Consider the following 20,836-nt stretch of genomic DNA (forward strand, 5'->3'; position numbering starts at 1 on the left):
ACGGCCGGGGCCACCGGGGTCCGGAAGCGGTAGCGCCGGACGTCCCGCCGCGTGCGTACCGTACCGAGGGGGCGACCGCGCTCCCGTGAGGGGGAACCGGCATGAGGCTCTTCGATTTCGTCGCTGACGCGGGCGACAAGCTGGCCGACCAGGACCCGAAGGCGTTCATCGAGCACGTCAGCCATTGCGGGCTCGACGGCGCGGGCATCGACGTGACCGTGGAGGGCTCGCTCGTGACCGTCGTCGGCGAAGTGGCGTCGCAGGACGAGCTGGAGAAGATCGTGCTCGCCCTGGGAAACGTCCGGGGCATCGCCCGTGTGAAGGCCGAGATCGAGGCCAGGACACCCGGACGGGAATCCCGCTTCGTGATCGTCAAACCGGGCGACACGCTCAGCGCCATCGCCCGGGACCAGTACGGCGACGCGGACAAGTACATGGTGATCTTCGAGGCCAACAAGCCCCCGCTGACCGACCCGGACAAGATCACCCCCGGAACGCTGCTGCGCGTTCCCGAAGAGTGGTGACGGCGCGCCCCGGGATCCGTCACGCTCGGCAGTCCGGACTCACGGCGCGGACCGCCGTGCCTTGCCTGAAGTGATGCCGACTGGAGGTGCGATGCGGGGCGCAGCGCTGCCGTACATCGACGAGCACACACGCGTCATCCAGGCCGACGCCGACGAGGTCTGGCGCGGGCTGGTCCACACGCTGGAGCGGTCGTTCTCCCGCCCCGGGGCGGCCCGTTACGCGCGGCTCGTCGGCGCGGCCGACAGCGCGGCGTCCGGGCCGCGGCCTCTCGCCGACGGCTCGGCGCTTCCCGGCTTCCGGGTGGTGAGCGCGCTGCCGGGGCGCGAACTGGCGCTGGAGGGGAGTCATCGCTTCTCCACGTACGCCCTGACCTTCCGCCTCGACGGCCTCGGCCCGCGCCGTACGCGGCTGCGGGCCGAGAGCCGCGGCACCTTCCCCGGCGTGACCGGCCGCCTCTACCGCACCCTCGTGCTCCGTACGGGCGGGCACGCCCTCGCGATGCGCCGCCTGATCGAGGAGATCCGGCCCCGGACCGCGTAACCCTCACAACTCCCCCCGGCGCAGGGCATGGTGAAGGGGCGTCAGCTCCGTACGGACGTCACCGTCGGGGCGGTGTGAGCACGGGCGGGTCGCCCCAGTCGGCCTCCAGCGCTGCGCGCAGTGCCGTGGCCGCGGCGGGACCGACGCGTTCCGCGAGGACGTCCTCCGCCTGCCGGAGGACCCGCATCGCCTGCCGGTGCGCCCGCTCCCCCTCGGCGGTGCGGCGCACCAGGCGGCGGCGCGCCGAGGCGGGGTCCGGGGCCTGCTCCACCAGGCCCGCGTCCACCAGCGCGCCCACCGCCTGATGCGTGGTCTGGCGGGTGACGCCCATGCGCCGGGCCAGTTCGGAGGCCGTCGTGCCCTCGGCGTCGAGGACCGCGAACAGCCCGAGCTGGGGCGGCGTCACCTGCTCGCCCCCGGCCTGCTCCATGGCGGCGACCAGCGCCTTCTCGAACCAGCGGCGGGCGTCGTCGAGGAGTTGCAGAAGGTTCGGGCCTGTTCCAGTCATGTCGTCCTCATCCGGGCAGCGTGCGGGTCGCAGCGTACCCGGGTGCTTGCCTGCCGATCCTCGTTATGTCAGGCTACCTGACATAAACTGGGGGTGCACGGAAAGGACAGTCAATGACGATCGAGTACGCCACGCGCTACCGCAGCGCCTCGCGGATCCCCGCCGAGCCGGGCAAGCCCTACTTCATCGAGAAGGGCGAGGGGGACCGGGCGCACCTGTTCGGCGACCTGATCACGATCTACGCAGGCGGCGAACAGACCGAGAACACCTTCAACTTCTTCACCTGCGAGGGCCCCAAGGGCGACATCATCCCGGCCCACGTGCACACGGACACCTACGAGGTCTTCTACATCACCCACGGCGCGGTCCGGCTGTTCATCGAGGACACCGAGGGCAACCAGCAGGAGAAGCTGCTCAGTTCGGGCGACTTCGGCTTCGTGCCCAAGAACTGCCCGCACGCCTACCGCATGGAGCGCCACCACAGCCAGGTCGTCGGCGTCGCCGCGGGCCCCGGCGGCACCTTCGAGCGGTTCTTCGAGACCCTCGGCGCGCCCGCCGAGAAGCTCGGGCTGCCGGTGGAGCCGGTCGTGCCCGAGCCGCACAAGTTCGGCACCGTCCCGCAGGAGTACGACGTGCGCTTCCTCCCCGACCACCAGTGGCGTACGCGGTGAGCGGCCCGCCGCCCGAGCTTCTGGCGCAGATCGCCGCACCCGCGCCGGACGTCGCTCCCCTGCCGCCGGCCGCCCCCTGTGCGGAGGGCGTACGGCTGCTGCGCGGCATTCCGTACGCCCAGGCCGAGGGCAGCCGTCCGGTCGAACTCGACGTGTGGCTGCCGCCGTCCGGCACGGCCGGGCCCGTACCGCTGGTGCTGTGCGTGCACGGCGGCGCCTGGCGGCGCGGCCGTCGCGACGATCTGGGCATGCGGATGCGCGGATGGCAGCCGGGGCCGTTCGAGCGCATCGCGGCGGCGGGCTTCGCCGTCGCCGCCGTCGACTACCGGCTCAGCGGCGAGGCGCACTTCCCCGCCCCGCTCGACGACTTGAAGGCCGCGCTGCGCTGGCTCACGCTGCGGTCCGGCGAACTCGGCGTCGACCCCGAACGGACCGTGGCCTGGGGCGAGTCCGCCGGCGGGCACCTCGCCTCGCTCCTCGCCCTGACGCAGACCGACACCCCCGTGGCGGGCGCCGTCGTCTGGTACGGGCCCGGCGATCTGCTCACCCCGCGCGGCGGCTTCGACCCGCACAACGCGGCGACCCCCGAAGCCCTGCTGCTGGGCGCCGCACCGGCCGCGGTGCCCGAACTGGCCCGCGCCGCCTCGCCGTTGACACACGTACGCGCCGACGCGCCGCCGCTCCTCCTCGTCCACGGCGCTGAGGACACCATGGTCGACCGCTCGCACAGCGAGGCTCTCGCCGCGGCCCTCACGGACGCCGGAGCGACAGCGGAGCTCCACACCGTCCCCGGCGCCGACCACGGCTGGTACGGCCTCCCGGACAGGGACGTGGAAGAGATCTTCGCCCGCTCCCTCACCTTCACCGCCAAGGCCACAGGCCGGCACTGAAGCACCAACTCCCGTACGGACCGGCCCTCTTCACGGTCGGCCCGTACGGGTTTTGTGTTGCCTCGCCATCCCGCCTCGCGCACATCGGTGGGCAGGCCCTCCGAGCTAGTTTTGACTCTGTCCAATCTAGCGTTAGGCTTGTGAACATCGGGGAGGCGCCGGCCGTCAATGTCGCGGGCTCGTGCGCCCCCGTCTGCCGATCTCACCCCCACGCCCTCGCCCGCCTCACCGCGCCGCAGCCGCCACGCTCGCCGCGGCGGGCACACCGGGCACGCCGCCCCGACGGAGGACCCCCATGAAGTGCTACGACTGCGATCTGACCGGCAAGGACGACACGGTCGCCATCGGCATCTGCCAGCGCTGCAGCCTCGTCGTCTGCTCCGACCACGGACACGTGACGCCGACGGCGATCCACAAGCTCAACGGCATGGGCAGGTCGACCAGCGAGCGGCCCGCGCGGCGCGTCGTCTGCCAGACCTGCCACGGAGCGGAGCTCTCCGTCTGACCGGTGCCCGACACCGCCTCACGGGAGCGGAGAGGCCGGGCAAGCGTGCCGGCGTCTACGCTTCTCGCAGGCGGCACCGGGTGAGGGTGCGCCGCACAAGGACGGCCGGCGACGAAGGGAGTGTGGCCAGGGCATGGACGAGTTCGCCGTCGAGTTGCTCAGGAGCAAGGGCCTGCGCAACACCGCGCAGCGCCGTACGGTGCTGACCGCCCTGCACGGCCACGCGCACTGCACCGCCCCGGAGCTGGAGAAGCGCATCGGCATCTCCGCGGGCGCGAAGCCCGCCTCCGGAGGGATGTCGCGGCAGGGGCTCTACAACGTGCTCGACGACCTGACACGGGTCGCGCTCATCCGCTGCATCGAGCCGGCGGGCTCCCCCACGCGCTACGAACTGCGCGTCGGCGACAACCACCACCACCTGGTCTGCCGCAGCTGCGGGCGCATCGAGGACACGGACTGCAGCGTCGGCGCGGCCCCGTGCATGGAACCGACCGACGACAAGGGCTTCGTCATCGACGAAGCGGAGGTCACCTGGTGGGGCCTGTGCCCCGACTGCCAGACCCCTGACTGACCGCACACCCCGACTCCCGCCCGTCGCGGCCTTGTTGCGCCGCACCCGTCACGGTCAGGCGCTCTTCCGCGCCGAGGCCGCGTCCAGGACTCCGGCGGCATAGGCGGCCAAGTCCTTTCTCAACTCCCTCTCGGTGGCGCCCTCTTGGCTCGTGAGGTGCTCGACGAGGTCGGCGCGGGTGGCCCCCAGCAGGGCGTGCGCGGCGAAGCCGCCGTCCCCCATACCGGGGATCTGCCGCAGAGTGTCCCGCAGCGCGCCGTGCCACCAGGTGTAGTGCTCGGCCTGGTACGGGCTGCCGCTTCCCGACTCCTCCAGAAGCAGGGAGAGATGGCGGTTCTCCAGCTTGAAGCGGAGCACCGCGTCGAGCAGCGCCAGGACGCGTTCGCGCGGCGCACCGCCGGGGCCGAGGGGCACGGGCCCTGACTCCACGGCCTCGCGCACGGCGGCGAGACGCGCGCCGACCAGCGCGCGGATCAGGCCCGTACGGTCGCCGAAGCGGCGGAACAGCGTGCCCTTGCCGACGCCGGCCGCCGCGGCGACGTCGGCCATCGTGACGCTGCCGGGGCTGTCGCTGCGGGAGAAGAGTTCGTCGGCGGCGTCGAAGACGGCCTGCCGGTTACGGACGACGTCCGCCCGCGCCTTGCGTTCAGTCATGGGCCTTCCCTTGCGCGTACGGGCAGTTCCCGCACCTTCGCATGCACGGGCACCGCCGCCCCGTGCGCCTTGAAAAATGGACCGCCGGTCCGTATGTTGATGTGGACCGACGGTCCACATCATAGCGAGGAGCACCCATGACCCCACACCGGACACCCGAGGAGCTGTTCCGCCACGGCCTGCGGCTGCTGCTGGAGAAGGACATCGACGGCTGGGTCGGACTGTGGCACGAGGACGGGATCGTCGAGTTTCCGTTCGCGCCGGAGGGCAACCCCCGGCGACTGGAGGGCAGGGACGCGGTCGCCGGCTACATGCGCGGCTACCCCGACCACATCGACCTCCACGCCTTCCCCTCCGTCCGCGTCCACCGGACCGAGGCGCCGGAGACGATCGTGGTGGAGATGGACGCCACCGGCCGCGCCGTGTCCACCGGCGCGCCGTTCGAGATGACCTACATCGTCGTGGTGACCGTCGAGGACGGCCTCTTCACGCACTACCGCGACTACTGGAACCCGCTCGCCCTCCCGGCCGCCGCCGAGGGCGCGGAATCATCGCCGTTCGCGGCCTGAACCGCCGTTCGCGGCCTGAGGAGAAGACGTTGACCGACCGTCACACCATCCTGGTCACCGGCGCCACGGGTACCACCGGGAGCCGCGTCGCCGCCCGGCTCACCGCGCTCGGGCACACCGTCAGGGCCGCCAGCCGGCACGCCGGCACCGCGGACGATCCGCGGGCCGTCCGCTTCGACTGGAACGACCCCGGCACGTTCGAGGGCGCGCTGCGGGGCGTGGACCGTATCTATCTCATCCCGCCGGTGGGCAGCATCGCACCGGCCGGCGTCATGCTCCCCTTCCTCCGGCAGGCGCGCGGCGCCGGGGTCCGCCGGGTGGCGCTGCTCAGCGCCTCCAGCACCCCGCCCGGCGGGCCCGGAGCGGGGCAAGTGCACACCGCGCTCCCGGACTTGTTCGAGGAGTGGGCGGTGCTGCGGCCCTCCTGGTTCATGCAGAACATGACGGGCAGCCGGCCGCACGCGCAGAGCATCCGCGAGCAGGGCGTCATCATGACCGCCACGGGCGAGGGACGCGTGGGATTCGTCGACGCGGAGGACATCGCCGCGGTCGCCGTCCGCGCCCTCACCGACCGGGAGGCGCCCTGCACCGACCTGGTCCTCACCGGGCCCGAAGCGCTGAGCTACGGCGAACTGGCCGCCGTACTCACCGAAGTGACGGGGCGCCAGGTGAGCCACCGGCCGCTGACGTACGCGCGGATGCGCGAGCGGCTGGCCGCCCACGTGCCCGAGGAGTTCGCCACCCTGCTCGCCGACATGGACGTGGCGATCGCCGAGGGCGCGGAGGACCGCACCACCGGGACCGTCGAGCGTGTCACGGGCCAACCGCCGGGCAGTTTCCGCGAGTTCGTGCGGCGCGAGGTGTGCTGAGCCCGCGGCCCGGCCGGAAGGGGCGGAAGTCTCCGTGCCCTTTTGCGGAGAACACCGTCGGCGGCCTCCCGGCCATGGACCGCCCGTACGGGCAGTGCCTCATTCCGTCTCGCCGTCGGGGCCCGGGTCGAGGCCGCCGCCCACGATGACGTGCTGGGCGGTCACCAGGAGGGGCTGGTTGTGGCTGAAGGCGTGGGCGCGGAGGCGGGCGAGGGCGTCGTCGACGGCGAGGCCGTTCTGCGCGGCGAGGATTCCGGCGGCCTGGTGGACGACAGGCGGGTAGCCCTGCGGCCCTGGCCTGGTGGGGCGGGTCTCCGTGGTGAGCAGGTGCGGGTGCTGGTCCAGGGCGAGCAGCGTGAGGACGCGGGCGAAGGCGCGGGCCCGGCCGCGCTGTTCGTCGGTGAAGGGGCGCGGCCCGCCGCGGTAGAAGTCCACGGCGCCGAGGCGCAGATCTCCGAGGGAGAGGACCAGCGCCGCCACGGTGCGGATGCCCACCTCCGCCGCGGCCTCGGCGAAGGCGGGCCAGCGCGCGGGCGCGGCCAGCAGGTCCGCCTCCTCGACATAGCCGCCCTGCACGAACGCGTCGGTGCAGGGGCCTTCGCCCGTCACCAGCTGGACGTCTTCGAGACGCTCGGCGCGCTCGTCGGTGGCGCAGGCGGTCAGGCGCAGCTCGCCGGCGGTGACCAGGGTGATGCCGAGCGCGTCGGCCTCCAGGTCCTCGGCGCACGCCCGGCACGCCATGCCCAGCGTCACCCCGGTGCCCTCGGCGGCGGCCGCGCGGCTCACTTGGGCCCACGCAGCGGCCTGGTACCGCGCGTCCTCCATAGTCACTCCCGGTTCGCGGGCCGGTCCTGGGCCTCAGGACGGGCGGCTGGGGAAAGCGCCCGTGAGCTCACGCCCGGCGGATCGTGTCGGTGTCCAGTTCGCCGTTGAGCAGCGCACGGCACAAGTCGATCAGCCGTACCTGCTCGGAGCGGGCGTGTCCGCGCAGCGCGTCGAAGGCCTCGTCCAGGTCGGTCTGCCAGCGTTCGGCGAGGATGCCCTTGGCCTGTTCGATGACGATGCGGCTGGTGAGGGCGTTCTGGAGCTGGGCGCGCTCCAGGTTGCTCTCCTCGATGGTGCGCTGCTGGAGGATGGCGATGGTCGCCACGTCGGCGAGCGTCTGCGCCAGCCGCGCGTCGGCCTCGCCCAGCGGATTCGACTGCTTCTGGAAGAGGTTCAAGGCGCCGACGGACTGCTGGCGCAGCCGCATCGGCAGGGCGTGGGTGGTGGCGAAGCCCGCCTGCCGGGCGCGGTCGGCGAAGGCCGGGAAAGAGGCCGTGGCCCCGGGGGAATCGAGCTCGATGTTCATCCGGGGCGTGCCGCTGCGGTGCGACTCCACGCACGGCCCCTCGGAGTACTGCAGGGCGAAGAGCTCCAGCAGCCGGGTGTGTTCGTCCGAGGCGGCGATCACCTGCAGGGTGCCGCCCGGGTCGGCCAGCATGACCCCGGCTGCCGACACCTCCAGCAGGTCCACGCACCGGTTGCACAACCGGTGCAGGAAATCGATCAGATCGAAGTCGTCGAGCAGTGTGTCGACGGCTTCCACGACCGCCTCCAGCACCCGGTCCTCGCGGCTACTCACGGCCCTCATCCCCTTCGTGAACCGGAGGAGTCCGGCTCGTTCCCATCATGTCGAAAGTGCACACGCCTGGCCACCACGTCCTCCGCGGCCTCGACGACGGGTTGACCGTGCCGGAAGGCGTACGCCCGCAGCCGCAGCAGTGCCTGGGCGAGCGGCACCCCGGCCTGCACACTGATCATGCCGGTCGCCTGGTGCACGGCCGCCCGGTAGAGCACCGAGTTCGACTCCGCGTCGGCGAACGCCCCTTGGGCCTCGCCTCCCTCGAGGACGACCGCCGTCAGGGCGCCCGCCAGGATCAGCGCGTCGCCCATGCCCGCGGGCGACAGCGGTCCCGGCTTCGTACGCTGCAGCGTCATCGTGCCGACGCAGGCTCCGCCGATGTGCAGCGGCAGGCAGAACACGGCGCCCACGCCCAGGGCCATGGCCTCGGACAGCAGTCCGGGCCACCGTTCGTCCGGCACCCGGGACAGATCGGCCTCCAGCACCGGAGCGCACGACGCGGCGGTCTCGGGACCCGGGCCGAGCCCCAACGTGAACTGCAGATCCTCCAGTTGGGCGCTGGTCCCCGGAGAGCACCACACCAGTTCGGCCAGTCCCTCACCGGCCAGCAGGGAGACGGCCAGTCCGTCGACGCCCAGGACGCGGGCACACTGTGCCGGGTCGCCGCCGACGAGCTTGCCGTTGCCGTCGACGGGACGCAGGTTGCCCAGAACGGCGGTCATGCCCACGCTGACATCCACCGTTGTCACCCGCTTTCACCAGGTCCGCACGCAGGCCACGGCTCGGCCCCCTGTGCCGTCAAGCCTACGACTCGTGAAGAGCGCGGGAAGCCTCGGCTCGCCCGCCGGTGCCGCCCCGTCCGGCCGCACCGTTAAACACTTCTGCCCGCCGGGGACTTCGGGCCGAACGCCTCAGCCGGCCATGGGACGGGACTCGGCATGCATGACGTACCGCAGATGGCCCACGACCCAGCGCACGCCGTGCCGGTAGGCGGCCGGGCGGGAGGAGGCGTCGGCGCTCTGCTCGGTCTGGTCGACCAGGACGGGCAGTACGGCGGCGAAGCGTTCGGCGCGCGCCCGCTCCCGTTCCGCGTCCGAAGCCCCCTCCGTCACATCTCTGTTGGCGTCGGTGCCGGCGCGCTGCCAGGCCGGCTTGAGGATGCCGAGGGCGTCCAGCGCGCCGGCCCAGAAACTGTCGGGGTCGGGGCGCTTCCCGCCCTGCCGGGCGACGCTGCCGCGAATCTCGTAGGCAGCCTCGCGAATGGCGGCGCAGAAACGTTCGGCCGCGCTGAGAGAGTCGGTGTCCATGGTCTTCCGGTACGTGGGAGCAGACGATCCGCGCTTACTATACGGACCGTCAGCAATGTTCGGGTCGAACGTCAGCCATGATCACGTCCGTTCACAATCCTGCTGTGCCCAGGACGGGAACCGTTCACTCCCAGGCCGCGGTCCGCGCTCCACGGGCCGGCCCTCCCCTCACGGCAGCGGCATCGGACCCGGCCCCGTCACTGCCGCCCGCGCACCCGGGCTTCGAGGTACTCCGTGAACGTGACCTTGCCGACGGCGCGGTCGGGGGCCAGATTGCCGCCGGCGCGGAACCCGCGGAACGCCTTGCCCGGCAGCCGCACCGGAACGAGAGGACGGCGCCGGCCTGTGGCGCGCAGCGTGAGGCGGGCCAGCTCGCGGGCGTCGCGGATCTCGGGCCCCGCGAGGTCGGGGACGCGGCCGGCCGGCGCCCCACGGGCGAGTTCGGCGAGCCGCTCGGCGACCTCGCCGACCGCGATGGGCTGGAAGCGGAAGCCGCTGGGCACCAGCACCACGGGCAGCAGGCGCTGCGCGGTGGTGAGCAGCGCGACCAGGTCGTGGAACTGGGTGGCCCGCACGATGGTCCAGGGCAGACCGGAGTCCGTCACCATGCGCTCCGAGGCGAGTTTGGAGCGGTAGTAGGGGAAGGGCACCTGCTCGATGCCGACGATCGAGATGTAGACGAGGTGCGGCGTACCGGCCTTCCGTGCGGCCTCGGTCAGCCGCCGCGTCGTCTGCGTGTCGTTCCGCGCGTTCGTGGCGCAGTGCACGATGGCGGACACGCCCTCAACAGCCGCGTCCAGCCCGGCGCCTGTGGCCAGATCGCCCTCCGCCCAGACACACTCGCGCTCGTCGCCCTCCGGGCGCGGGCGGCGGCTCAGCACACGTACGCGCGCGCCGTCGGCGAGCAGTCGCTCGACGAGCGGGCGGCCGAGCGTACCGGTGGCCCCGGTGACGAGAATCGTTCCGTCCACGATCTTCTCCGTTCTGCTGCCTCACAGGATCTCTCCCGCAGAAGACCGGACCCGCCCGTCCGGGTGTGACATTCCCGCACCCCGGAGGGCCTCGCTCTCCCCGCTCCCCGGGACGGCCTGATCTCACCCTGGCATGCCGGGCCGCCTGCGGCGCCCTTCCGGCGCGGCAACGCGGCATTCCGCATCCGGCCGTACGGCGCCGGGCCCGCCGGGGCGTCAAGTTCCGGCGCGCTCCGCACCGTTGGGCAGCCCGTACGCCGCGACCGGTCCCCCGCCGCGGAATCCGACTTGCCGTCTACAAGCAACATCGGCCAAGCTGACGGTTGGTAGCCGCAAGCAACTTTATGTGCAGGGCAAGAGACATTCATGCGTAGGCAAAGTGACGAGGGATGAGCATGCCCGGCCTCCGGGCGAGGACGGGGCCGAGGGCCCCGCGCAGCCGGGGCTGGACGGGGAAGCGGCCGCACTGGGGACGGAGATCGTACGGTTCGGACGGCTGGTCGCCGCCTGGCGGCACCACGCCAAACGGGACGCGAGTTCGGCGGACCGGGTGCTGCTGGCGAAGCTGGTGCGGCACGGGGACCGGCGGGCGACCGACCTCGCGGCGGACGCCTTTCTCGATCTGTCCACGGTGAGCCGGCAGGTGCGTTCCCTCGTGGAACGCGGGCTGGTCGAGCGCCATCCGGCGCCCGGGGACCGCAGGGGCTCGCTCCTGCGGGCCACCGCCGACGGGCACGCCGCCTTCGACGAATACCGGCGTCAGCGCGACGCCGAACTGGCCGCACTCCTGGAGCCGTGGCCGGCGGCGGACCGGGCGGATCTCATCCGCCTCATGAGCCGCCTCAATGACGATCTGGAACAGGGACACGCGCACGCCACCCGGGCCCACGAGGGCCGGGAAGCGGGCGGGAAACAGGAAGACATACCAGAGTGAGCACCACGACCTCCCCTCCGATATCGGAGTCCCAACCACCCGCCGGGGCCGGGATCCTGAGCCACCGGCAGATCCTGACGATCCTCAGCGGCCTGATGCTGGGCATGTTCCTGGCGGCCCTCGACCAGACCATCGTCAGCACGTCCATCCGCACCATCGCCGACGATCTGCACGGCCTCAGCGAGCAGGCGTGGGCGACCACCGCGTACCTGATCACCTCGACGATCTCGACGCCGCTCTACGGCAAGCTCTCCGACCTGCACGGCCGCAAGCCCTACTTCCTGCTCGCGATCAGCGTGTTCGTCGTGGGCTCGGTGCTGTGCACCTTCTCCACCTCGATGACCGAGCTGGCCGTCTTCCGCGCCGTGCAGGGCCTCGGCGCCGGCGGTCTGATGTCGCTGGCGCTGGCGATCATCGGTGACATCGTCCCGCCGCGCCAACGCGCCCGCTATCAGGGCTACATGCTCGGCACGTTCGCCACCTCCAGCGTCGCGGGGCCGCTCATCGGCGGGGCCCTGGCCGGGCAGGACACGCTGCTGGGCATCACCGGCTGGCGCTGGGTCTTCCTCGTCAACGTGCCGGTCGGCATCATCGCGCTGTTCGTTGTCGCGAAGGTGCTCAACATCCCGCACACGCGCCGCGACCACCGCATCGACTGGTGGGGCGCGCTGACCATCGCCATCGGCGTCGTGCCGCTGCTGCTCGTCGCCGAGCAGGGCCGCGAATGGGGCTGGGGCTCCGACAAGTCCCTGGCCTGCTACATCATCGGCGGCATCGGCATCATCGCGTGGATCTTCGTGGAGCGGCACGTCGGCGACGACGCGCTCATCCCCATGCGGCTGTTCCGCAACGGCACGTTCAGCAAGACCAGCCTGCTGTCCGTCCTCATCGGCATGGGCATGTTCGGCGGGATGATGATGATCCCGCAGTATCTGCAGATCGTGAAGGGCGCCAGCCCCACGAAGTCGGGCCTGGAGATGCTGCCGCTGATGGCGGGCATGTTCACCGCCTCCATCGTCACGGGCCAGATCACCTCCAAGACCGGCCGCTACAAGATCTTCCCGGTCATCGGGACGCTGCTGATGGTGGCGGCGCTGCTGCTCTTCCACTTCCGCGTGCAGTGGGACACCCCGCTGTGGCAGACCATGATCTTCATGGCCGTGTTCGGGCTCGGCCTGGGCTCGTGCATGCAGACCCTGGTGCTGGCCGTGCAGAACGCCGTGCCGCCGGGCGACATGGGCGTGGCGACCGCCTCGTCCACGTTCTTCCGGCAGATGGGTGCCACCGCCGGCACCGCGATCTTCCTGTCGATCCTGTTCAGCACCGTCGGCGACAAGATCTCCTCGGCCTTCGAGAAGGCCGTGTCCACCCACCGCTTCCAGGCGGCGCTGCACGACCCCGCCGTCGTACAGGACCCGGCCAACAAGCCGGTGCTCGACATGCTCAAGCACCAGGGCGGCGGCGCCGGTTCGGTCCTGAACGACTCCTCGTTCATCCAGCACCTCGACCCGCGGCTCGCCGAGCCCTTCAAGCGCGGCTTCGCCGACTCGATGCACCTGGTCTTCCTCGTCGGCGCCTGCGTCATCGCGGTCGCCTTCCTCCTGGTGCTGTTCATCAAGGAAGTACCGCTGCGCAACGTGTCAGGGCTGCAGGCCCGCGCCTCCGAGGAAGCGGGCGCAACGGACGCGCAGGACACGGCGGTTCAGGACACGCCCATGGCTGCCGCAGCCGTCCAGGACGCCGTGCCCGGCAGCCCCTCCCCCGCTTCGCCGCCCACCGGGTCCGGCGTCAGCGGGCAGGTACGTGACGGGCAGGGCGTACCCCTGACCCAGGCCGCGGTCACCCTGATCGACGTCCGCGGCCGCCAGCTCGGCCACGCCACCACCGACGCGGACGGCCGCTACGCGCTGACCGTGCCGGAGCCCGGCACGTACGTGCTGATCGGCTCGGCCGGCACCCGGCAGCCGCAGGCGGCCACCGTCACCGTGGGCGACGAGCCCGTCCTGTTCGACCTGGCCCTCAAGGGCGTGGCCGGGCTGACCGGCCAGGTCCGCGACAGCCGGGGCGAGCAGCCGGTCGGCGGCGCGCTGGTCGTCGCGACCGACCAGCGCGGCGAGGTCGTGGCCTCCGCCGTCGCCGGCCAGGACGGCAGCTTCTCCCTCGACGAACTGGTGCCCGGCGCCTACACGTTGGCCGTGAGCGCGGACGGCCACCGGCCCGCGGCACTCCAGGCCGAGGTCTCCTCCGGCGAGCCCGGCTCGTACGAGGTGCGGCTCTCGCCGGGCGCCCGCGTCCGCGGCACGGTGCGCTCCCCCAAGGGCGAACCGGTCGCCGACGCACGGGTGACGCTGCTGGACCCGGCGGGCAACACCGTGGGCAGCGCGCTGACCGCCGAGGACGGCACGTACGCGTTCACCGACCTCGACGGCGGCCCGTACACGGTCATCGCCAGCGGCTACGCGCCGGTCGCCACTCCCCTGCGGGTGGACGGTACGGGGCGCACCGGCTTCGACATCGAGCTGGGGCACACTCCGGCGGAGTGACGACGGGCCCCACACCCCGCACGTGAACAGGGCGGCACCACCGAGGAGTTCGGTGGTGCCGCCCTGTTGCGTACGTTGCACGGTGCGCGTGGGCGCGCGAGGGCTCAGGCGCTCTGCTGGAAGCCCCAGTCGAGCATCGACTTCGCGTCCTTGAACCGGTCCTCGGTGTCCGCCAGTACGGTGCCGACCAGGGTGCGGCCGTCCCGCTGCGCTGCGAACAGCAGGCAGTAGCCGGCGTCCGGGCCACTGCCCGTCTTTATCCCCAGCGCGCCGTCGTACGTGGTCAGGAGCTTGTCCGTGTTCTCCCACGTGTACTCGCGGCCGTTGGTGGCCACCTCGCGCCCGTTCTTCTGGCTGACCACGTCGGAGATGGTCTTGTCCTTGAGGACCTCGGTGCCGAGCTTGGTCAGGTCGGCGGCCGTGGAGTGGTTCCCGTTCGCGTCGGACCAGCCGGTCGGCGTGTCGAACTGGGTGTCCTTCATGCCCAGTTCCTGCGCGTCGGCGTTCATCTGGTCGACGAACGAGGCGACCCGCTCCTTGGCCGTGTCGCCCTCGCCGAGCGTGTCGGCGAGCGCGTACGCCGCGTCACAGCCGGAGGGAACCAGCATCGCCGACAGCAGCTGGCGCACCGTCAGCTTGTCGCCGGTCTTCAGGTCCGCGGTGCTGGAGGCGTGCTTCTGCACATAGTCGCGGTACTCCTGCTTGACCGTGACCAGCTTGTCCAGGTCCGCCTTGTGGTGCTTGAGCACCACCTGCGCGGTCATCACCTTGGTGATGCTGCCCATCGGCACAGCCGTGTGCCCCTCGGAGCCCTCGTACATGTTCTTGCCGTGCGTGGCGTCCGCCAGGAAGGCGTGCTTGGTGTGCAGGCTGCTGGGCGCGGAGCTGGCCGCGGCGTCCGGGCTGTCCGCGCTGACGGACTGCGTCACCGGTGCCGCGCTCGCGATGCCCGACACGGCGACCGGCGCCGTCATTCCCACCATCGCGGCGGTGGTCATCATGGCACCCTTGCGGCGCGACTTCCTGGGGCGCGCGTGTGCTCCCATTACCAACTCCTCGTTCCCTGTTGCCGACCCCCCGTGCGCCCCCGCGGCACAACCAGTCGTGCGCTTCGCACAGTTGATCACACGCCCGTACGGACGTGCGTGGGCGGGCCCGCGGTTGCGGAGTGTGGGACACGCCTCATCTGGGCACGCCTGTGCGGGGGCGCTTCGCGTGTGCCGCGTTGTGTGCCCTGTTGCGGGTGTGGGGCGGGTGCGGCTCACGCTGTGGTTTGCGCAGTTCCCCGCGCCCCTTTTACGTGCCGCTCCACGCTGTGGGATTGCGCAGTTCCTCGCGCCCCTTGTCCGGGGTCAGGTCCGTACCGGGTCGTAGGGGGTCAGGTCCAGGCCGGGGGCCTGTCCCAGTGCGAGACGTGCCGCCACTGCGCCCGCGTACGGGCCGATGGTCAGGCCCGACGAGCCGAGCCCGTTGGCCACGACCAGGCCCTCGTACTGCGGGACAGTGCCCAGCAACGGCAGCGCGTCGGGGCCCACCGGGCGGAAGCCCACCCGCGTCTCCAGGGGCACGGCCTGCGCCAAGCCCGGGGCCACGGACAGCGCCTCGCGGAGCACTTCGGACAGGCCGGCGGCCGTCACGCGGTACTCGAACCCGCTCTCGTCCTCCCGCGTGGCCCCGGCCACGACACGCGAATCGTCGAAGGCGAGCAGATAGTGCCGCGAACGGGGGAAGACCACCGGCCAGTTGGCGGTCGCCACGCCCGGCAGCCGCAGATGCGCGATCTGCCCGCGCTGCGGCGTCACCGCCACCTTCACGCCCAACGGCTCCAGCAGCCGCGGCGACCACGCGCCGGCGGCCGCGATCACCGCGTCCGCCGCGACGAGTTCCTCGCCGACCTGTACGCCCGTCACCCGCGCGCCCCGGGTGACGACGGCGGCCCGTCCGACGATGCGGCGCGCACCGTGCCGGGCCGCACCGCGCCGCAACGCGGCCCCCAGCAGCCGCCCGTCGACGCGCGCCGCACCGGTCACGTACACCGCCGGCCCCTCGTGGCCCAGCGGCGGGAACAGCGCCCGCGCCTCCGCCCCGTCGCACAGGGACACCGAGCCGGCCTGCGCCGAGCGGGCGGCACGCGCGGCGATCCGGGCGTGCTCCTCCTCGGCCTCGCTCTCCTCCAACAGGCGCAGCCCGCCCACGCGTTGATAGCCCGTCTCGGCGGCGGCATCCGCTTCCTCCCCGCCGCCGTCCCCGAGGTCCTCGGTCAGCGCGGCGAGCATCCCCGGATAGTGCTCGGCGCCCGCGTTCGCCACCCGGTGCCAGTCCGGATGCGTCTCGCGGCCGGCCCACGGGCAGATGATGCCCGCTCCGGCCTCCGTCGCCCGCCCCGCGAACTCCGCGTCGACGAGGACGGTCTCCGCGCCCGCCCGGGCCAGTTCGTACGCCGCTGAGGCGCCGGTGACGCCGGCTCCGATGACGACGACGCGCATGCGGGCTCCTTCCTGACGGGGGTGGGCCGTCTTTTGAGGGCCCGCCCATCGAGAGGTCCTGCCCCGCGCGGGGGCACGTCACGCGGATGCGCGTCACGCGGGGCCGCCCCCCCTGTGCGTGCCGCGTTGCGTGCTGCATTGCGGGGGTGGGGCGGCTGCGGCTCGCGCTGTGGTTTGCGCAGTTCCCCGCGCCCCTGATTCGCGCCCTTCCACGCTGTGGGATTGCGCCCCTCTGTCGAGACGGTTCTTGACCTTGACCTTGGGGCAGGCCACAGCATCGGTCGTGGCCGGGCGGTCTGTCCGGTGTGAGGAGGAGGGTGGGTATGGGGCTGCTGACCATCGGCGCTTTCGCGAAGGCGTCACGGCTGTCGCCGAAGGCGCTGCGGCTCTACGACGAGCTCGGTCTGCTGCCCCCGGCTCACGTCGACCCGGTGACCGGCTACCGGTTCTACGACCCGGAACAGCTGGAGCAGGCCCGGCTGGTGGCCTGGCTGCGCCGCCTCGGCATGCCGCTCGGCCGCATCCGGCACGTGTGCGGGCTGGACGGGGCCGCCGCGGCGCAGGAGATCCGCGCGTTCTGGGCGCAGGCCGAGGCCGAGACCGCCGCGCGGCGGGACCTGGCCGCCTTCCTCGTCGACCATCTGTCCCGGAAGGACCCCGCCATGTCGCCTGTCACCGAACCGCTGGAAATCCGCTACGCCGCGCTGTCCGACACCGGTCTGGTCCGCGACAGCAACCAGGACACGGCCTATGCCGGCGCACGCCTGCTCGCCGTCGCCGACGGTTTCGGCGCACAGGGAACCACCGCCAGCGCGGCGGCTGTTGACGCGTTCAAGCGCCTGGAGAGCGACGACATCCCCTCCGGCACGCTCCTCAACGTCCTCGAAGACGTCATCGAGCAGGCCCACCGGGCCGTGCACGGTGTCGCGGAAACGAACCCCGCACCGCAGGACGTCGGCACGACGCTCACCGCGATGCTCTGGACCGGATCGCAGCTGGCCCTCGTCCACATCGGCGACTCGCGTGCCTATCTCCTGCGCGACGGCGAGCTGTTCCAGATCACGCATGACCACACTGTCGTCCAGTCGATGGTCGACGAGGGGCGCCTGAGCCCGGAGGAGACCGCGTCCCACCCTCAACGGTCGCTGCTGCTGCGGGCGTTGGCCGGCGGCGCCGAAGCGGCCCCAGACGTACGGCTGCACGAGGCGCGGCAGGGCGACCGCTACCTGCTGTGCTCCGACGGCCTCTCGGCCGTCGTGGCGGGCGAGGAGATTCACCGGACGCTCACCGCGCCCGGTGCACCGGAGGCAGCCGTACGCGAACTCGTCGCCCTCGCCAACCGGTCCGGCGGCCCGGACAACGTCAGCTGCGTCGTCGCCGACGTCGTGGAACCCCGGCAGTGAGGATGTACGCCGAATGGCACCGCTTCCGCTCCCGGGACCTCATCGGGGCCGCCGACGCGTACCGGCTCGCCCGGCACGCCACGACAGTCCGGCCCGCCACCCCGTGTTCCGCAACTCAACCGGCAGGCCGCTTACGGTGGATCAGGACACCGGCCGCGAACACGCAAGGAGCGTCAGTGGAGATGCAGGAGCCCGCACAGCCCGGCACGGCCCACGAGCCCGACGGCCTGTCCGCGCGAGCGCTGTCGGGGTGCACGGTCGTGGTGACCGGCGCCTCCAGCGGCATCGGCGCGGCGACCGCGCTCGACCTGGCCCGGCACGGGGCCTCGCTCGCCCTCGTCGGGCGCCGTAAGGACCGGCTGGAGGAAGTGGCCGCCGGTGTACGCGAGTTGGGCGGCACGCCGCTCCCCCTCGCCGCGGATCTGAGCGACACCGCACAGGCGCGGCAGGCGGTCGAGGACGCCGTCGACCACTTCTCGCACCTGGACGTCCTGGTGAACAACGCCGGTTACGGCGCCCGCAGTCCGGTGGAGGAGGCCGACCCGGACGACTGGGACCGCATGGTCGACCTCAACCTCAACGCCGTCCTGCACACCTCCCGCGCCGCGCTCCCCCATCTGCTGCGCGCCGCCGCTGAAGGGCGCCGGGGCGTCGCGGACGTGGTCAACGTCAGCTCGGTCGCGGGGCGGGTGCCCCGGAAGGGCAACAGCGTCTACTCCGCGACCAAGCACGCGGTCGGCGCGTTCAGCGAGGCCCTGCGCCAGGAAGTCACCGGCCGCGGTGTCCGGGTGGGCCTCGTCGAACCGGGCATGACCGACACGGAGATGACCTCCGGAACCTCGATCGGCGTCGGTGCGGCGCGGAGCGTCCCGCAGGAGGCGTGGCTGCGCGCCGAGGACATCTCCCGGTCCGTCACGTTCATGGTCACCCAGCCCGCGCACGCCGCGGTCAACGAGATCACGGTCCGCCCCACGGCCCAGGAACACTGACCCGCCCGGGAGCACCTGCCCTGTTCCCCGGCCCGGCGGGGACAGGGCTTCCGCGGCCGGGCTGTGGGACGTTCGGCCCTGGGGTACGGGCGGCGGGTGCCCCTATGGTCGGGGGCATCACCCCCTGCCCGTACGGAGGCGCAGCGCTGTGACCCGCATCATCGCCACTGGAACCGACGGACACGTCGTCTTCGACGGGACGTCCGTCACCGTCAGCCGCTCGCCTGTGGGCGGGCAGGGCGTCAGCGGGCACAGCTTTCCACTGTGCGCGGTCAGCGCTGTGCACTACGTACGCGGTGTCCGGCACGCGGAACGGGCGCACTCCACCGGCGGCAAGTTCGGCTTCTCCCTCACGGGGACGTCGCGGGACGCCTCGACGGGCCGGCGGCGTGCGCACACGCCGCCGACGGCACACGTACGGTTCGGGAAGGAGCACGCCGCCGAGTTCGCGGCGCTGCACCGCGTACTGGAGGAAGCCCTCGCCCGGCTCCCGCGCGCCGCACACTGCTGACGCACGGGGCCTGCGGGCGGCAGCCGTTACGTGGTGGGCGCGTTACGGGGCCGCGGGCACGTTACGGCGATTCGGGCAGCAGACGGCCCATGCCGGCGAACATGTTGATGTTCTCGACGCCGACGTCCTTGTCGTCCGGGCCCGGGTGCCAGTGCTGCATGGACACCACGCCGGGGTCGAGGAGTTCGAACCGGTCCCGGAACAGATCCTCGACCTCTTCGCGGCTGCGCAGATACATGGGGACGCCGCGCCGCGTGTACACCTCGGCCAGCGCGGTCGACTCCTGCGCGAGGTCCGCGGTCGCCGTGGTGAGCGCCAGGTAGCTGCCGGGCGCCAGGGGTGCGGTCAGGTCGCGGATCAGTCCGGCCGCGTCCTCGACGAACTGCAGCATGGCGATCACTGTGACCCCGACCGGCTTGCTCAGGTCGAGGGTGTCGACCAGTTCCTCGGCGGCGAACAGGGCCGAGGGGTCGCGCATGTCGGCCTCGACGTACGCGGTGCGGCCCTCTTCCGTACCGGCGAGCAGTGCGCGGGCGTGGGCGAGGACGATGGGGTCGTTGTCGACGTAGACCACCCGCGCGTCGGGGGCGACCTCCTGGACGACCTCGTGCAGGTTGGGCGAGGTGGGGATGCCCGTGCCGATGTCGAGGAACTGGCGGATGCCGTGCTCGGAGGCGAGGTTGTGCGCCATGCGGCGCATGACCGCCCGGTTGACCCGCATGCTCGTCCACAGTCCGGGCCAGGCCTCCAGCGCCTCTTCGGCGGCGGCCCAGTCCGGCGGGTAGTTGTCCTTGCCGCCCAGAACGTAGTCGTACATCCGGGCCGAGTGCGGCACTGTGGTGTCAACTTCCGCCATTTTCACTCCTGTTGCTCGCCCGTCGGATCGCGCGGTTCCGGTGTCTCGCAGTGATCAGTCTGCCTCCCCGGGACGCGCCCGGGGAAGCGGATCGCGCAGAAGATCACCGGGTTCACGGGCAGGCGGCGGCGATCGTCACGTGCGGTGTTCCGGCGGTCCGCCTCGGTCAGCACGCGACGACACGCCCGGTTCGCGCACGTACGCAGGGTGATCGCCGCGTACGGGCGAGGGCGCCCGGACGCGTACGGCGGCGAGGTGGCCGGGACGCGTACGCGCGATGGCTCTTGTACGCGTGTTCGCGCGCACGCGTCCCCGATCCGGGTGGGCGCGGAGTCAGCCGACCTGGCTGCTGTCCTTGAGGGTGCCCCAGCCGTGCCAGCGGTCGATCTCGATCCAGGCACTGACCCTGGCGCGGTCCCGCGTCGGGTACTGCTGGCCCATGTAGTGATGCGCCAGCTTGTCGATGTCGGCCAGCCCTTCGTCGTCACGGAACTCGGTGACGCGGCCGATGATGCTGACGTGCGTGTACCAGCTCTCCTGGTCCAGCACCGTGAGCGTGACCCGCGGGTCACGGCGCATGTGATCCAGCCGCTTGCGCCCCTCGTCCATGTTGACCAGCACCCGGCCGTCGTCCCACAGATACCAGGTGGCCGTGGAGACCGGCTGGCCGTCCGAGCGGAGCGTGGTGATGACCGACGGGTTCGGCTTCGTCAGCATGGCGACGGCCTCGGCCGGAAGCGGGGGGTTCGACACGAGCGGTACTCCTTCTGGTGCGCTGGTGGTGTTCTGCGGGTGGGCAACGCGTGATCACCGTGCCACATTCCGGCGTTCGGGTTGGGGGGCGACGCGCGTGGGGTGCGGGCGAGGCCCCGTCCCTTTCGCGCGCCCGCGCGGTGGGGTGCAGGGGCGC

Annotated in this window: 24 protein-coding genes; 13 read left to right on the top strand and 11 right to left on the bottom strand. The window is 72.1% G+C overall.

Annotation, left to right across the window (positions count from 1 at the left end; all coding sequences use genetic code 11):
- Positions 1-101 precede the first annotated feature (101 nt).
- On the top strand, positions 102-524 hold the full coding sequence (gene lysM, locus AC3AGO_RS04510) for a peptidoglycan-binding protein LysM (RefSeq protein ID WP_487818799.1): 423 nt from the start codon (positions 102-104) through the stop codon (positions 522-524).
- Between the two features lie 73 nt (positions 525-597).
- The gene (locus AC3AGO_RS04515; protein WP_487818800.1) at positions 598-1,065 is read left to right on the top strand and encodes a hypothetical protein; all 468 of its coding nucleotides are present in this window, start codon (positions 598-600) and stop codon (positions 1,063-1,065) included.
- A 58-nt stretch (positions 1,066-1,123) separates the two neighbouring features.
- On the opposite strand, the gene AC3AGO_RS04520 is transcribed toward AC3AGO_RS04515, so the two are convergent.
- The gene (locus AC3AGO_RS04520) at positions 1,124-1,573 is read right to left on the bottom strand and encodes a MarR family winged helix-turn-helix transcriptional regulator (RefSeq protein WP_487818801.1); all 450 of its coding nucleotides are present in this window, start codon (positions 1,571-1,573) and stop codon (positions 1,124-1,126) included.
- A gap of 113 nt (positions 1,574-1,686) precedes the next feature.
- On the opposite strand from AC3AGO_RS04520, the gene AC3AGO_RS04525 reads away from it, so the two are divergent.
- The 4 genes from AC3AGO_RS04525 to AC3AGO_RS04540 all read left to right on the top strand — a co-directional run bounded on the left by AC3AGO_RS04525 (position 1,687) and on the right by AC3AGO_RS04540 (position 4,210).
- Positions 1,687-2,244: a quercetin 2,3-dioxygenase gene (locus AC3AGO_RS04525; protein ID WP_487818802.1), complete on the top strand. Its 558-nt coding sequence runs from the start codon at positions 1,687-1,689 to the stop codon at positions 2,242-2,244.
- A complete protein-coding gene (locus AC3AGO_RS04530) occupies positions 2,241-3,134 on the top strand; it encodes an alpha/beta hydrolase fold domain-containing protein (protein WP_487818803.1) in 894 nt (297 codons plus the stop codon). Before AC3AGO_RS04525 ends, AC3AGO_RS04530 begins: the two co-directional genes overlap by 4 nt.
- Positions 3,135-3,429: 295 nt before the next feature.
- Positions 3,430-3,639 carry a DUF2180 family protein gene (locus AC3AGO_RS04535; protein WP_487818804.1) on the top strand — a complete coding sequence of 70 codons (210 nt, stop codon included), beginning with the start codon at positions 3,430-3,432 and terminating at the stop codon, positions 3,637-3,639.
- 133 nt (positions 3,640-3,772) lie between these two features.
- Complete coding sequence (locus AC3AGO_RS04540) at positions 3,773-4,210, top strand: Fur family transcriptional regulator (protein WP_487818805.1); 438 nt, start codon at positions 3,773-3,775, stop codon at positions 4,208-4,210.
- A gap of 54 nt (positions 4,211-4,264) precedes the next feature.
- Here AC3AGO_RS04540 and AC3AGO_RS04545 read toward each other — a convergent pair whose 3' ends face one another.
- On the bottom strand, positions 4,265-4,864 hold the full coding sequence (locus tag AC3AGO_RS04545; RefSeq protein ID WP_487818806.1) for a TetR/AcrR family transcriptional regulator: 600 nt from the start codon (positions 4,862-4,864) through the stop codon (positions 4,265-4,267).
- Between the two features lie 137 nt (positions 4,865-5,001).
- Between AC3AGO_RS04545 and AC3AGO_RS04550 the strand changes: the two genes are divergently transcribed.
- Positions 5,002-5,433 (top strand): nuclear transport factor 2 family protein, encoded by a 432-nt coding sequence (locus AC3AGO_RS04550; RefSeq protein WP_487818807.1) that lies wholly within the window; start codon positions 5,002-5,004, stop codon positions 5,431-5,433.
- 29 nt (positions 5,434-5,462) lie between these two features.
- Positions 5,463-6,302, top strand: coding sequence for an NAD(P)H-binding protein (locus AC3AGO_RS04555; RefSeq protein ID WP_487818808.1), 840 nt, complete (start codon positions 5,463-5,465; stop codon positions 6,300-6,302).
- Between the two features lie 99 nt (positions 6,303-6,401).
- Here AC3AGO_RS04555 and AC3AGO_RS04560 read toward each other — a convergent pair whose 3' ends face one another.
- The 5 genes from AC3AGO_RS04560 to AC3AGO_RS04580 form a co-directional block, all read right to left on the bottom strand.
- Positions 6,402-7,127, bottom strand: coding sequence for an ANTAR domain-containing protein (locus tag AC3AGO_RS04560; RefSeq protein ID WP_487818809.1), 726 nt, complete (start codon positions 7,125-7,127; stop codon positions 6,402-6,404).
- 67 nt (positions 7,128-7,194) lie between these two features.
- Complete coding sequence (locus AC3AGO_RS04565; RefSeq protein WP_487818810.1) at positions 7,195-7,926, bottom strand: ANTAR domain-containing protein; 732 nt, start codon at positions 7,924-7,926, stop codon at positions 7,195-7,197.
- Positions 7,927-7,931: 5 nt separating this feature from the next.
- Positions 7,932-8,648 carry a GAF and ANTAR domain-containing protein gene (locus tag AC3AGO_RS04570; protein ID WP_487818811.1) on the bottom strand — a complete coding sequence of 239 codons (717 nt, stop codon included), beginning with the start codon at positions 8,646-8,648 and terminating at the stop codon, positions 7,932-7,934.
- A gap of 189 nt (positions 8,649-8,837) precedes the next feature.
- Entirely contained in the window at positions 8,838-9,233 is a 396-nt protein-coding gene (locus AC3AGO_RS04575) for a hypothetical protein (RefSeq protein WP_487818812.1), read from the bottom strand.
- Between the two features lie 197 nt (positions 9,234-9,430).
- The gene (locus tag AC3AGO_RS04580; protein ID WP_487818813.1) at positions 9,431-10,204 is read right to left on the bottom strand and encodes an SDR family oxidoreductase; all 774 of its coding nucleotides are present in this window, start codon (positions 10,202-10,204) and stop codon (positions 9,431-9,433) included.
- 379 nt (positions 10,205-10,583) lie between these two features.
- Here AC3AGO_RS04580 and AC3AGO_RS04585 point away from each other — a divergent pair, with 379 nt between their 5' ends.
- Entirely contained in the window at positions 10,584-11,138 is a 555-nt protein-coding gene (locus AC3AGO_RS04585; RefSeq protein ID WP_487818814.1) for a MarR family winged helix-turn-helix transcriptional regulator, read from the top strand.
- On the top strand, positions 11,135-13,681 hold the full coding sequence (locus AC3AGO_RS04590) for an MFS transporter (protein ID WP_487818815.1): 2,547 nt from the start codon (positions 11,135-11,137) through the stop codon (positions 13,679-13,681). The genes AC3AGO_RS04585 and AC3AGO_RS04590 overlap by 4 nt, the downstream gene beginning before the upstream one ends.
- A gap of 104 nt (positions 13,682-13,785) precedes the next feature.
- Here AC3AGO_RS04590 and AC3AGO_RS04595 read toward each other — a convergent pair whose 3' ends face one another.
- Both AC3AGO_RS04595 and AC3AGO_RS04600 read right to left on the bottom strand, forming a co-directional pair.
- On the bottom strand, positions 13,786-14,727 hold the full coding sequence (locus AC3AGO_RS04595; protein ID WP_487818816.1) for a D-alanyl-D-alanine carboxypeptidase family protein: 942 nt from the start codon (positions 14,725-14,727) through the stop codon (positions 13,786-13,788).
- A gap of 306 nt (positions 14,728-15,033) precedes the next feature.
- Entirely contained in the window at positions 15,034-16,167 is a 1,134-nt protein-coding gene (locus AC3AGO_RS04600; protein WP_487818817.1) for an NAD(P)/FAD-dependent oxidoreductase, read from the bottom strand.
- A 323-nt stretch (positions 16,168-16,490) separates the two neighbouring features.
- Here AC3AGO_RS04600 and AC3AGO_RS04605 point away from each other — a divergent pair, with 323 nt between their 5' ends.
- From AC3AGO_RS04605 to AC3AGO_RS04615, 3 genes are all read left to right on the top strand, one after another.
- Complete coding sequence (locus tag AC3AGO_RS04605; RefSeq protein WP_487818818.1) at positions 16,491-17,570, top strand: MerR family transcriptional regulator; 1,080 nt, start codon at positions 16,491-16,493, stop codon at positions 17,568-17,570.
- Positions 17,571-17,752: 182 nt separating this feature from the next.
- Positions 17,753-18,559 (top strand): SDR family oxidoreductase, encoded by an 807-nt coding sequence (locus tag AC3AGO_RS04610; protein ID WP_487824530.1) that lies wholly within the window; start codon positions 17,753-17,755, stop codon positions 18,557-18,559.
- A gap of 148 nt (positions 18,560-18,707) precedes the next feature.
- Positions 18,708-19,070 (top strand): hypothetical protein, encoded by a 363-nt coding sequence (locus AC3AGO_RS04615; protein ID WP_487818819.1) that lies wholly within the window; start codon positions 18,708-18,710, stop codon positions 19,068-19,070.
- A 61-nt stretch (positions 19,071-19,131) separates the two neighbouring features.
- Here AC3AGO_RS04615 and AC3AGO_RS04620 read toward each other — a convergent pair whose 3' ends face one another.
- Both AC3AGO_RS04620 and AC3AGO_RS04625 read right to left on the bottom strand, forming a co-directional pair.
- Positions 19,132-19,926: an SAM-dependent methyltransferase gene (locus AC3AGO_RS04620; RefSeq protein WP_487818820.1), complete on the bottom strand. Its 795-nt coding sequence runs from the start codon at positions 19,924-19,926 to the stop codon at positions 19,132-19,134.
- A 333-nt stretch (positions 19,927-20,259) separates the two neighbouring features.
- Positions 20,260-20,679: a PPOX class F420-dependent oxidoreductase gene (locus AC3AGO_RS04625; protein WP_487818821.1), complete on the bottom strand. Its 420-nt coding sequence runs from the start codon at positions 20,677-20,679 to the stop codon at positions 20,260-20,262.
- Positions 20,680-20,836 lie beyond the last annotated feature (157 nt).

It is taken from the genome of Streptomyces sp. BL1 (assembly GCF_057628045.1).